The following is a 12699-nucleotide window of genomic DNA, read 5'->3' on the forward strand; positions in this document are numbered from 1 at the left end:
TGGCTCGACCGGCTTCGTTGTTCGGTCAGGGTGCAGGTGAGCGGTTTCCGTCCGAGATTGTCCTTTCAGTTACGAATCCTGCAAGTGTCCTGGTCCGGAGGGGTGTGCGGGATATTCGAAGTGAATTGCGGCACGTCGAACGCGAGCTGGGGCACGTGGCACAGGCGCGGGTCGCGCGGCAGCCGCAATGCGTCCGAGGCGAGCGCGGCGGCGATCACGAGAGCCCCGTGCAGGGGGTCGCCGGCGGCCGGTACGACGACGGCGCCCGGCAGCTGGTCCGCGAGCTCCTCCCGCAGCGGGCCGAGCAGTGGCTCACCCGCCTTGAACAGGCCGCCGGTCAGCGCGACGTCACCGCCTTCGGCCGGGCAGACCGCCGCGGCGGACTCGGCGATGTGGGCGGCCGCCGCCCGCAGGATGCCCGCGGCCACCGGGTCCTCGGCGGCGCAGCGCGCTACATCGGGGGCGAACGCGGCGAGCGCCGCCGGGCGGTCGGTGCGCGGGTAGATCCGGCCTGGCAGTTCACCGGCGGGCCCGAACCGTTCCTCGGCGAGGGCGAGCAGCGCCTTGCTGCCGCCCCGCCGTCCGTCGAAGGACCGCATCGCCGCGTCGAGACCGGCCTGCCCGATCCACGCGCCGCCGCCGCAGTCGCCGAGCAGATGCCCCCACCCGTCGGCCCGCCGCCAGCTCACCAGGTCGGTGCCGAGGGCGATCATCCCCGTGCCCGCGGCGACGACCGCGCCGCGCCGCTGCCCGAGCGCGCCCGCGTACGCGGTGACCCCGTCGGCGGCCAACGCAAGCCGTTCCACGCCCAGTTCGCGGCCGAGAAGCCCGGGCAGCTCGGCCCGCAGCCCGTCGCCGAGGGTGGCCATCCCGGCCGCGCCCAGCGCGACGCCGGACAGGGCGATGTCCCCGACGGCCTTGCCCAGCAACTCCCGCGCCATCGGCAGCAGTTGCTCCACCATGTGGGCGGGGTCGATACCGGAGGCCGAGGTGCGCACGGGCACCGACGACGCCGTCGTGAGCGGTTGCCCGAGGTCGTCGGCGGGTGCGAGGGCGACGCGGAGCCCGGAGCCGCCCGAGTCCACGCCGAGCACCCACCCGGCCCCGGTGGCGCTCACGACAGGCGCCAGTCGATGGGCTGCGCACCCTGACGTTCGAGGAGGTCGTTGGCCCGGCTGAACGGCCGCGAGCCGAAGAAGCCCCGGTCCGCCGACATGGGGGAGGGGTGCGGGGACTCGACCGCCGGATATTCGCTGAGCAGCGGCCGCAGATTGCGCGCGTCCCGGCCCCACAGGATCGACACGAGCGGCGTCCCGCGCGCGGCGAGCGCGCGGATGGCCTGCTCGGTGACCTGCTCCCAGCCCTTGTCGCGGTGGGAGGCCGGGCGGCGCGGCGCCACGGTGAGTGCCCTGTTCAACAGCAGCACGCCCTGCCGCGTCCACGGGGTGAGGTCGCCGTTCGACGGCTGCGGCAGCCCCAGGTCCGTGTTCATCTCGCGGTAGATGTTGACGAGGCTGGGCGGCAGGGGGTTCACGTCCGGGGCCACGGAGAACGAGAGGCCGACGGCGTGCCCCGGCGTGGGGTAGGGATCCTGGCCGACGATCAGCACCCGCACGTCGTCGAACGGCTGCTGGAAGGCGCGCAGTACGTTGGCGCCCGCCGGGAGGTAGGTGCGCCCGGCGGCGATCTCCGCGCGGAGGAATTCCCCCATCGCGGAGATCTGCCCGGCCACGGGCTCGAGGGCTTTCGCCCAGCCCGCTTCGACGATTTCATGGAGAGGTCGTGGTGCCACGGGCGTCACCCTACTGCCGCACCGGCCCCCCGCCTCAACCGCCCACCGTCAACCTCCCGTCGTGGTAAGGGCAGTGGGCCGCGTGCCCGCCTCACCCCACCACGGCCGCCCGCACGCACAGCACGTCCGGCAGGTGCGAGGCCAGCTGCTTCCACGAGTCGCCGTCGTCGGCCGACGCGTACACCTCGCCGTTGCGGTTGCCGAAGTAGACGCCCGCCGGGTCGTTGTCGTCCGTGCACAGTCCGTCCCGCAGCACCGTGCCGTAGTGGTCGCCCTCCGGGAGGCCGGCGGTCAGCGGCTCCCATGTGCCGCCGCCGTCCGCCGTGCGGTAGACGCGACATCGGTGGTCGGCGGGGACGCGGTCGCTGTCCGCGGTGATCGGGAAGATGTAGGCCGTGTCGCCGCGGTGCGGGTGCGCGGCGGCGGCGAAGCCGAAGGTGGACGGGAGGCCCGCGCCGATGTCGGTCCACTTCCCGCCGCCGTCGTCGCTGCGGTACACGCCCCAGTGGTTCTGCAGATAGAGGCGGTCGGGGTCGGCTGCGTCCCGCGTCACCTTGTGCACGCACTGGCCGAACTCGGGGTTCGGATCGGGCAGGAAGACGGCCGCGACCCCGGAGTTCGCCGGATCCCAGCTCTCCCCGCCGTCCGTCGTACGGAAGACGCCCGCCGTGGACACGGCGACCGTGACCGCCCGCGGGTCCCGCCTGTCCGTGAGGATCGTGTGCAGTCCCTCCCCGCCGCCGCCCGGCACCCACCGCGAGCGCGTGGGGTGCTCCCACAGCGGCCGGCACAGCTCGAAGGTCTCGCCGCGGTCCTCCGAGCGGTACAGCGCCGCCGGCTCCGTGCCCGCGTACACCACGTCCGGTTCCGCCGCCGCCGGGTGCAGCTGCCACACCCGCTCCAGCGACGTACCGGTGAACTCGGGGAACTTCACGGCGGGTTTGGAAGGCTCGGTCCACGAGCGGCCCAGGTCGTCCGAGTGGAAGACCGACGGTCCGTAGTGCGCGCTGTCGCCGCCCGCGAGGAGCCGTGGTCGCTCCCCGCGGGTGTCGATGGCGACCGAGTACACGGCCTGTGCGTTGAAGTACGGGCTCTCGTCGAACTCGAACGTGCCGCCCTCGCGCTTGCGGCCCAGGAAGAGCCCTTTGCGGGTACCCACTGCCAGCAGTACGTCAGCCATGCCGAAACCTCCGAAACGTCGTTGTCTCCAGGTATCGGTCAGTCTGCACCTCGCCACTGACAACGGCCCCCGCACCGGGCATCGCCGCAGGTCAGACCGGTGTCGGCACCGCCAGCGGGAAGTGGCAGGCCACCTGGTGGTCCGCCGTCGCGGGCGTCGACACCGGCGGCTGCGTCGTCGCGCAGACGTCCTGCGCGATCGGGCACCGCGTGCGGAACCGGCAGCCCGACGGGGGCTTCGCCGCCGACGGGGTCTCGCCCGTGAGCGGCGTCCCGGTGGTGGCCGCCTCGGGGTCCGGCACGTTGACCGTGTCGAGCAGTCCGCGCGTGTACGGGTGCAGCGGGTTGTTGTAGACCTGCTCCGCGGGGCCCACCTCCACCAGCTTGCCCAGGTACATCACGCCGACCGTGTCCGCGAGATAGCGGACCACCGCAAGGTCGTGCGAGATGAACAGGTAGGTGAGGCCGCGCTCGCGCTGCAGTTCGCGCATCAGGTTCAGGATCTGCGCCTGGACCGAGACGTCGAGCGCCGAGACCGGCTCGTCCGCCACCACCAGGTCCGGGGAGAGCGTCAACGCCCGTGCCAGACCGAGGCGTTGGCGCTGGCCGCCGGAGAACTCGTGCGGGTAGCGGTGCACCGCGCCGCGCGGCAGGCCCACCGCGTCGAGGAGTTCACCGATCAGCCTCTCCTGCTCGGCCCGGTCGCCGACGCCCTGGATCACCAGCGGCTCGCGCAGGATCTCGCCGACCCGCATCCGCGGGTCCATCGCAGCCGTCGAGTCCTGGAACATCAGCTGGACGTCGCGGCGGTGCGCCCGGCGTTCCGCGCGCGACATCGAGGCGCGGTCCCGGCCCCCGAACCGTACGGAACCCGCCGTCGGCTCCTCCAGGCCCGCCACGATCCGGCCGAGCGTCGTCTTGCCGCAGCCGGACTCGCCGACCATGCCGAACGTCTCGCCCCTGCGGATGCTCAGCGACACCCCGCCGACCGCGCTGACCGTGCCCTTGCTGCGCGAGAACGGGCCGCCCTTGAGCGGGAACTCCTTGACCAGCGTGTCGAGTTCGACGAGTACGTCACCGGGCGTCGACTGCGCGGGGATCACGGGCGGCGCGATCACCTCGTCGGGATCCGCCGCCTCCGCCTCGTGCGGCACCGGGTGGAAGCACGCGAACCGGTGCTCCGCGCCCTGCACTTCGTCCTCCTCGAGGAACGGCTCAAGGGTGCGGCACTCGTCCGTCGCGAACAGGCAGCGCGGCGCGAACCGGCACCCCGTGGGCCGCACCGTCAGGCTCGGCGGCAGGCCGGGGACGGTGTGCAGCTCCGTGTCGTTGTCCGCCGCGCGCTCGGGCAGCGCCGCGAACAGCGCCTCCGTGTAGCGGTGCCGGGGGCGGGCGAACAGGCCACGTACATCGGACTGTTCCGCCACCTGACCCGCGTACATGACGGCCACCTTGTCGACCCGGTTCGCGATGACGCCGAGGTCGTGCGTGACCAGGATCATCGCCATGCCGAGCCGCTCGCGCAGATCGTCGATGAGTTCGAGGATCTGGGCCTGCGTCGTCACGTCGAGCGCCGTCGTCGGCTCGTCCGCGATCAGCAGCTTCGGCTCGCAGACGAGGGCCATGGCGATGGCGACGCGCTGGCGCATGCCGCCGGACAGCTGGTGCGGATACGCCTTCATCCGCTCCGCCGGCTGCGGCATGCCGACCAGGCGCAGCGTCTCCTCGGCGCGCGCCCACGCCTCCTTCTTGGACACGTCCCGGTGCAGCAGCAGCGGCTCCGCGACCTGCGCGCCGATCGTCATCGTCGGATTCAGGGAGGTCAGCGGGTCCTGGAACACCATGCCGATGGTGTTGCCGCGGACGTCCTGGAGGACCGGCGCGGGCGCGGCGGCCAGATCGTGTCCTTCGAACACGATGCGCCCGCCGGTCACCTCGCCGCCGTGCGGCAGTAGGCCGAGGACGCTGAGCGCCGTCATGGTCTTTCCGCAGCCGGACTCGCCGACGATGCCGAGCGAGTCCCCCGGCGCGAGTTCCAGGGAGACGCCGTCGAGGGCATGGACGGTGCGCTCGCGCGTGGAGATGTCGACGCGCAGGTCTTCGATCCTGAGCAGAGGCTCGGTCATGTCAGCTTCCCTAGATCCCTTACGTTGCCTGGTCCCATGTGCGCGTTACTTGCGCAGCCGTACTTCGAACGCGTCGCGCAGCCCGTCGCCGATGAAGTTGAACGCGGCGACGACCAGGACGATCGCGATGCCCGGCGGGAAGATCAGCCACCAGTAGCCGTTCTGCGTGTACGTGATGCCGGCGGACAGCATCGAGCCCCAGTCGGCGGACGGCGGCGGGATCGACAGGCCGAGGAAGGCCAGGTAGCTGACGTAGAGGATGGCGTCGGCGATCTGGAAGGTGCAGTTGACGATGACCGTGCCGATGGCGTTCGGGACGATGTGTTTGAACACGGCGCGGGCGCCGCCACCGCCCATCATCCGCATGGCTTGTACGTACTCGCGGTTGCGCAGCGACAGCGCCTCGCCGCGCACCAGACGGGCGGGGGAGAGCCAGGCGACGCCCGCGATGATGAGGATCAGGATGCCCTTGCTGGGCGTGATGATCGCGGCGACGACCACGAGGAGGAACATCGCGGGGATGGCGAGCGCGGCGTCGGTGATCCGCATCATCGTCGCGTCGACCCAGCCGCCGAAGTATCCGGCGACGGCGCCGTACACGGTGCCGAAGAGCGTCGCCAGGAGGCCCGCCGCGAGGCCGATCTCCAGGGACGTCTGTCCGGCGACCATGAGCCGGCCCACCATGTCGTAGCCGAGGTCGGTGGTGCCGAGCAGGTGGCCGGACGCGCCGGGCGAGAGGTTCGCCCGGGACAGGTCCGTGTGGACCTGCTCCGTCGGGTGCAGCAGCGGGCCCAGGTAGCAGAAGGCCAGCAGCAGGACGAGCACGACGACGCCGGTCAGGGCCAGCTTGTTGCCCGTGAACACGCGCAGGGTTCGGCGGGCCAGCGAGGGTGTGGCCTGCGCGGCCTCAGCCTCGTCGATGGTTCCCGGTATGGATGAGGTGGTCACAGCAGTGGTCATGCCACGCTCCGGATCCGCGGGTCGAGGACGGCGTACAGGATGTCGGTGAGCAGCGAGCCGAGGACGGTCGCGATGCCGACGACGAGGGTCACGCCGAGGAGGACGGGGAAGTCCGAGCCCTGCGCGGCGTTCCAGAACAGCAGGCCCATGCCGGGGTAGTTGAACATCGACTCGACGACGAGGGCGCCGCTGAACAGGGTCGGGAGATAGAGCCCGAGGAGGGTGGCGAGCGGGATCAGGGCGTTGCGCAGCACGTGCCTGACCATGATCCGGCGGCTCGACTGGCCCTTCGCCATGGCCGTGCGCACGTATTCCTCGGTGAGGTTGTCGAGGACCGCCGAGCGCATGTAGCGGCTGAACATGGCCACGATGCCGAACGCCATGGTCACCACCGGCAGGATCAGCCCCGGTATGTCGCCGAGCAGTTGGCCGATCGTCTCGCCCTGCGGGGCCTCCGCCGGGAAGATCGGCAGCACCTGCGCGAACAGGATGATCATGACGAGTCCGAGGAAGAACACCGGCGTCGCGTACATCAGGAACGCGAGTCCCGTCAGCGCGTAGTCGGACGCCTTGCCGCGCCGCACCGCCTGGAGCAGCCCGAGCGGCACCGCGATGATCACCGCGAGAACCGTCGACATGACGGTGAGCAGCAGCGTCTTGGGGAGCCGCTGGGTGAGCAGGTCGAACACCGGCGAGTTCAGCTTGTACGACTCTCCGAGGTCGCCGGTCACCAGGCGCTTGATGTACATCAGGTACTGCGTGGGCAGCGAACGGTCGTAGCCCTGAACATGGTTGAAGTGCTCGATCTGCTGCGGGGTGCCCTTGGGGCCGAGGATGGCGCGGGCCGGTCCGCCCGGCAGCAGGTGCAGCAGCGTGAAGACGATGATCGAGACGAGGAACAGGACGACGAGCGCCTGAAGGAAACGCTTGACCAGAAAGCCGGTCACTTCGCGGCCTCCTTCTTGTCGTTCTTGGACTTGGCGCCCTTGACGAAGTACCAGTGCGACGGCTGGAACGTCACGGTCGGGTTCTGCTCGACGCCGCGCAGGTCGTTGCGGATCACGGACACCTGGTACGCGGGGTTCGGCATCCACATCACCGGCAGCTGCTCGGCCAGGTACGCGCCGTACTCGTGGACGGCCTTCATGTCGGGTGCGTACTGCACGGCCCGGATGAGGCGGTCGGCCTTCTCGTCGCTGTAGTTGCCGAAGTTGGAGGAGGCGCCCGTGGAGAAGAGCTGCTCACCGCTCGGGTTGAGCGGGTAGTACCAGCTGCCCGCGGTGCCGAAGAAGGACATGTCCCAGTTGCAGCCGGGGTCCTTCGTCTTGCACGGTACGGAGTTGCCGAGCACGGAGTTGAGCGGCTGCTGGCGCACCGTGAGGTCGATGCCGGCCTTGCTGAGCGAGGACTTGAGCTCCTGCATCATGTTCGTCGTCTCGGTCGAGCCGGACTGCGAGAGCAGGGTCAGCTCCAGCGGGGCGTCCTTGGCGATGCCCTTGCCGCACTCGTCGTCGCCGGTTCCGGGCCGTACGCAGCGCGCCGTGCCGTCGACGGTCTTCCAGCCGTGCGCCGTCAGCAGCGACCTGGCCTTGGAGACGGAGAACGGGTACTGGTTGTGCGCCATGTCCTTCGACAGGTACTGGCTCTTCGGCGTGACCGGGACCGGGCCGAGCGTCTCGGTGGCGCTGCCCTGCCAGACGACCTTGCTCATCGCCTTCTGGTCGACGAGGTGCTGCATCGCCTGCCGGATGTAGAGCTGGTTCATCTCCGGGCCCGCGTGCGTGGAGTTGAAGTTGTAGACGATGTAGGTGGCCGCCCAGCCCTCCCACGGGTCGACGCGGTACCCCTTGTCCTCGAACTTCTCCTTCTGCGCCAGCACCGACGGCGGGATGTAGCCGTAGTCGACGCCGCCTGAGCGCAGCACGTTGTACTCGGAGTCGGCGGTGGTGAAGGGTTTGAAGACGACCTTGTCGAGGCGCGGGCGCTCCGACTTCGGCCCCGTGTACTTCTCGTTCGGGACCAGCGTCACCTGTCCGCTGTCCTGCCAGCCGGCCAGCTTCCAGGGCCCGTTGACGGTCTTCCACAGCGGGTCGCTGCCGTACGAGCCGAGGCTCTTGGCGTGCTGGGTGAGCCGGGCGAAGACCGCCTTGGCGCCCTTGGTGGTGCGGTCGAAGTCGCCGACCTTGCCGCCGTCGGTCTTCGCGTCCCAGGCGTGCTGCGGCAGGGCGCGCATCAGGGAGAGCTGGTTCGCGGTGAACCAGTCCGGGTTGTACGAGCGGTCGAGCCGCAGCCGTACGGTGTTCTCGTCGACGATCTCGAACTTCTTGACGTTGTCCGGCATGGTGCCGACCGAGTAGCTGCCCCAGTCGGCTTTGTTCGCCTTGACGAGGTTGAACCAGAACTCCAGGTCGCGGGCGGTCACCTTGGTCCCGTCGGACCATGTGACGCCCTTGCGCAGCGGCACGGTCACCGTCTTGTTGCCGTCGCTGTACTTCGGCTTCCGGCCGAGCGTGCTCGGGCCGTGCGTGACCAGCTCGCCCTTCTTCTGCACGGCGTCGTACACGGGCATGTAGAGCTGTGACTGGATCCCGTAGTTGTAGGAGGCGCCGTAGCCGGGTGCGCCGATGGGGAAGATCCAGTTCGGGGTCGCCGCGGGCGGCAGGGCCATGGTGGCCGTGCCGCCCTTGACGGGGGTGCCGCCCGTCGGGCCCATGGCGATGCCGCCGGCCTCGTGCGTGCAGCCGGTGAGCGCCACGAGCGCCGCCGCGAGGGCGAGCGCGGCGGGCACCTTTGACCTGAGGGAACGCATGCCGAAGGGCCTCCAAGGGGACGGGATCCTGCCCCGTGTGAAGATTCGACGAGGGGCGCCCGAACGCTAAGTCGGCCGTTCGAATCAAGTCAATAGGTTCATTCGGAAAGTAGTTCAAAATCCCTGGGGCCTGGCGAACTTGGTTCGCCAGTGGTTAGTGTTCGGTTCGACCTCGAACGAACTGATCGAAGTAAGTACGCATCGAAGCAAGTCTCCAGGGGGACCTGATGGCGGACACCGCGAACGAAGGCGAGCCGGGCTCGGCCCAGCACATACTCCGGCTCGTCTCGTCCGGAGCCGCCTCCTCCCGCGCCGACCTCGTCAGGGAGCTGGGCCTCGCGCCCTCCACCGTCTCGCTGCGCGTGCAGGAACTGGTGGCGCAGGGCGTGCTCACCGAGTCCGGCGAGGGCGCCTCGCGCGGCGGACGCAGGCCCCGCCTCCTCCGGGTCAAGGCGCAGGGCGGCGTCGCGCTCGCCGCCGACCTCGGCAGCCGCCACGCGCGGCTCGGCGCCGTCGACCTCGGCGCGGACGTGCACGACGCCGTCGACCTGCCGCACGACATCACGGCCGGACCCGAGTCCGCCGTCGACTGGCTCTGCGAGCAGGTGACCCGACTCGCCGAGCGGCAGCGGGAGTCGGGCCGCACCGTGCGCGCCCTCGGCGTCTCCTTCCCCGGCCCCGTCGACCCGGCGGACGGCCGTGTCCTGAGCCCCTCGCGGATGCCGGGCTGGCACCGCTACCCGCTGCGCGACGTCCTTGCCGAGCGGCTCGGCATGCCGGTGACCGTCGCCAACGACGCCACGATGATGGCGGTCGGCGAGCACCGCACCACACGGCCCGAGCTCGATCACATGGTCGTCGTGAAGGCGGGCCGCGGCATCGGCAGCGGCGTCATCGTCGCGGGCCGCCCGCACGACGGCGCCAACGGCAGCGCCGGAGACATCAGCCACGTACGGGTGGAGGCGGCGGGGGAGCGGCCGTGCTCCTGCGGGAACATCGGCTGCCTGGAGACCGTCGCGAGCGGCGCCGCCCTCATCCGCGAACTCGGCGCGCAGGGCGTCGACGTGGCGAACACCACCGAGCTGCTTCAGCTCGTCGCCGACGGCGACCCCGTCGCCACCACCCTCGTCCGCGCGGCGGGACGGCACATCGGCACGGTGCTCTCCGTCGTCGTGAACTTCTTCAACCCGCGGGCCGTCGCCATCGGCGGCGTCCTCGCCACCGCCGAACCCCTCGTCGCCGCCGTCCGCGGCGTGCTCTACGAGCGCTGCCTGCCGCTGGCCACGGCGGACCTGGAGATCACCACGACGGCCGCGGGCCGCGACGCGGGCCTGCTCGGCGCCGGGCTCACGGCGCTGCACAAGAACCTGTCGGCCACCGCCCCTGCCCCCGCCCACAAGGAAGAGAGCGTCCACGCATGACGAGCACCACCCCGATCACCGGCCGCCGCCTGCGCATCGGCATCGGAGGCATCGGTATCGAGTCGTCCACGTTCTGCCCGCACCGCTCCACCACGGACGACTTCCGGCAGACGCGCGGCCAGGACCTCCTCGACCGTTACACGTGGACGCAAAGGGACTCCGACCTCGCCGAGCTCGTCGAGTGGGTGCCGCTGCTGCACGCGACCTCTCTGCCCGGCGGCCCGGTGGAGGCCGAGTCGTACCTGATCCTCAAGAACGAACTCGTCACCCGCATACGGGAGGCGGGCCCGCTCGACGGGCTCGTGTACGACATCCACGGCGCCATGAGCGTCATCGGCCTCACCGACGCCGAGGGCGACCTCACGGAGGCGGTCCGCGCGGCGCTCGACCACAACGGCACGCCCGACGACCCGGCCGCGGGCCGCCCGGTGATCTCCACGGCGATGGACCTGCACGGCAATGTCTCGCGCCGCTTCGCCGAGCCGATCGACCTGCTCACCGCGCACCGCCTCGCCCCGCACGAGGACGCATGGGACACCCGCGAGCGCGCCGCCCGCAACCTCGTGCACTGCCTGCGCGAGGGCAAGCGGCCGCACCGCGCCTGGGTCCAGGTCCCGGTCCTGCTGCCCGGCGAGAAGACCAGCACCCGCCTGGAGCCCGCGAAGTCCCTCTATGCCTCGCTCGCCGACATCGAGGGCAAGGAGGGCATCCTCGACGCCGCGATGTGGGTCGGCTATGCCTGGGCCGACGAGCCGCGCTGCAAGGCCGCCATCGTCGTCACCGGCGACGACGCCGAACTCGCCGCGCAGGAAGCCGAGTCGCTGGCCCGCCGCTACTGGGACGCCCGCAAGGACTTCCTCTTCGTCGGCCCGACCGGCGGCGCCGAGGAGTGCATCGACAAGGCGGTCGCCTCCGACAAGCGGCCCTTTCTCATCAGCGACTCCGGCGACAACCCGACGGCCGGTGGCGCGGGCGACCTCGCGTACATGCTGGGCAAGCTGCTCGAGAACGAGGAGATCCGGGAGGGCCGGGTCACCGCCGTGCACCCCGGCATCACCGACCCGGTCGCCGTCGCCGCCTGCTTCCAGGCCGGAGTCGGCGCCGAGGTGACGCTCTCCGTCGGCGGCAAGGTCGACGCGAACCACGGCGGACCGTACGAACTCACCGGCACCGTCGAGGCGTTGCAGCGCGCCGACGACCGCAAGGACGGTGTCGCGGGCGGCGCGTACGACCGCGGTGTCGACATGGCGGCCGTCCGCGTCGGCGGCCTCACCGTGATCCTCGTCGAGCGCCGCAAGCCGTTCCACACGCTCGCCGACTTCACGGGCCCGGCCGAGGGCGGTCTCGGCATCGACCCGCGCACGTACGACGTGGTCGTCGTCAAGATCGGCTACCTGGAGCCGGAACTGCACGACATGGCCGCCGACTGGCTGCTCGCGCTCACCCCCGGCGGTGTCGACCAGGACCTGCTGCGCCTGGGACACCACCGGGTGGAGCGCCCGCTGTACCCGTTCGACGAGGACGCGTACGAGGCCGGTTCCGAAGGCGGACCCGACCTCACGCCGACCCTTCTCTAGCGCTCAGTCCAGCCACTCCGACTCGTACTTGTCGTACGTGCCGTCGTGCGTCGCCAGGTGCACGAACTGGTCAACGTAACTGTGGAAGTCGTGGTCGCCGCGCGGCGTCGCGTACGCCTTCTCCGCGAACGAGAACGGCTTGTCGGGGTGGATCGAGCACAGCTCGGGGTGGAGCTTGGACTGGTAGAGCGTCTCGCTCGCGTCCGTCATCATCACGTCCGCCCGGCCCGCCACGATCTCGTCGAAGATCGTGCGGTTGTCCGGGTGGACCTTGATGGTGGCCTGCTTGATGTTCGCGCGGGCGAACTGCTCATTGGTGCCACCGGGGTTGACGATCACCGTCGTCCCTGACCGGTCGATGTCCTTGAGTGTCTGGTACTTGTCCTTGTCCGCGCACCGCACGATCGGCGTCTTGCCGTCCTCGCGGGTGGGCTCGCTGAAGTACACCTGGCGGGCGCGCGGCAGCGTGATCGAGACACCGCCGACGGCGACGTCGCACTTTCCGGCGGACAGGTCGCCCGACAGGTTCGCCCACGTGGTGTCCACCCACTGGGCCTTGGCGTCCAGGCTCTTGGCGAGGTCCTTCGCCATGTCGATGTCGATGCCGCTGTACGAACCGTCCTTCGGGTCCTTGTACGTGAACGGCTTGTAGTCGCCGGTCGTGCACACACGCAGCACACCGGACCTGGGAACCGTGTCGAGCAGGCTCGCCCGCGGCTTCTTGGTGGACTGCTGGGTGGCCGACGGCGCGGCGGGCGCGGCGGCGGTCAGGCCCAGCAGGCAGACCAGGGCGGACAGGGTGGCGACACGTTGTCTGGACGTGCGGCGGCTCATC

10 protein-coding genes are annotated in these 12699 nt (G+C 70.6%); 2 read left to right on the forward strand and 8 right to left on the reverse strand.

Annotated elements, in window-relative coordinates:
* Positions 1-65: 65 nt before the first annotated feature.
* The 7 genes from ACY34M_RS15220 to ACY34M_RS15250 all read right to left on the reverse strand — a co-directional run bounded on the left by ACY34M_RS15220 (position 66) and on the right by ACY34M_RS15250 (position 8866).
* Positions 66-1118 carry an N-acetylglucosamine kinase gene (locus ACY34M_RS15220; RefSeq protein ID WP_462718170.1) on the reverse strand — a complete coding sequence of 351 codons (1053 nt, stop codon included), beginning with the start codon at positions 1116-1118 and terminating at the stop codon, positions 66-68.
* A complete protein-coding gene (locus ACY34M_RS15225) occupies positions 1115-1792 on the reverse strand; it encodes a uracil-DNA glycosylase (protein WP_462718171.1) in 678 nt (225 codons plus the stop codon). Before ACY34M_RS15225 ends, ACY34M_RS15220 begins: the two co-directional genes overlap by 4 nt.
* Before the next feature lie 91 nt (positions 1793-1883).
* The gene (locus tag ACY34M_RS15230) at positions 1884-2972 is read right to left on the reverse strand and encodes a WD40/YVTN/BNR-like repeat-containing protein (RefSeq protein WP_462718172.1); all 1089 of its coding nucleotides are present in this window, start codon (positions 2970-2972) and stop codon (positions 1884-1886) included.
* Positions 2973-3063: 91 nt separating this feature from the next.
* Positions 3064-5097 (reverse strand): ABC transporter ATP-binding protein, encoded by a 2034-nt coding sequence (locus ACY34M_RS15235; protein ID WP_462718173.1) that lies wholly within the window; start codon positions 5095-5097, stop codon positions 3064-3066.
* Between the two features lie 45 nt (positions 5098-5142).
* On the reverse strand, positions 5143-6057 hold the full coding sequence (locus ACY34M_RS15240; RefSeq protein ID WP_462718174.1) for an ABC transporter permease: 915 nt from the start codon (positions 6055-6057) through the stop codon (positions 5143-5145).
* The gene (locus tag ACY34M_RS15245) at positions 6054-7004 is read right to left on the reverse strand and encodes an ABC transporter permease (RefSeq protein WP_462718175.1); all 951 of its coding nucleotides are present in this window, start codon (positions 7002-7004) and stop codon (positions 6054-6056) included. The genes ACY34M_RS15240 and ACY34M_RS15245 overlap by 4 nt, the downstream gene beginning before the upstream one ends.
* The gene (locus ACY34M_RS15250; RefSeq protein ID WP_462718176.1) at positions 7001-8866 is read right to left on the reverse strand and encodes a peptide ABC transporter substrate-binding protein; all 1866 of its coding nucleotides are present in this window, start codon (positions 8864-8866) and stop codon (positions 7001-7003) included. The genes ACY34M_RS15245 and ACY34M_RS15250 overlap by 4 nt, the downstream gene beginning before the upstream one ends.
* 227 nt (positions 8867-9093) lie before the next feature.
* Here ACY34M_RS15250 and ACY34M_RS15255 point away from each other — a divergent pair, with 227 nt between their 5' ends.
* The gene (locus ACY34M_RS15255) at positions 9094-10287 is read left to right on the forward strand and encodes an ROK family protein (RefSeq protein ID WP_462718177.1); all 1194 of its coding nucleotides are present in this window, start codon (positions 9094-9096) and stop codon (positions 10285-10287) included.
* Entirely contained in the window at positions 10284-11864 is a 1581-nt protein-coding gene (locus tag ACY34M_RS15260) for a M81 family metallopeptidase (RefSeq protein WP_462718178.1), read from the forward strand. Before ACY34M_RS15255 ends, ACY34M_RS15260 begins: the two co-directional genes overlap by 4 nt.
* A 3-nt stretch (positions 11865-11867) precedes the next feature.
* Here ACY34M_RS15260 and ACY34M_RS15265 read toward each other — a convergent pair whose 3' ends face one another.
* A complete protein-coding gene (locus ACY34M_RS15265; RefSeq protein WP_462718179.1) occupies positions 11868-12698 on the reverse strand; it encodes a transporter substrate-binding domain-containing protein in 831 nt (276 codons plus the stop codon).
* Position 12699: the final 1 nt, after the last annotated feature.

The sequence above is a fragment of the Streptomyces sp. EDA2-14 genome (genome assembly GCF_054963755.1).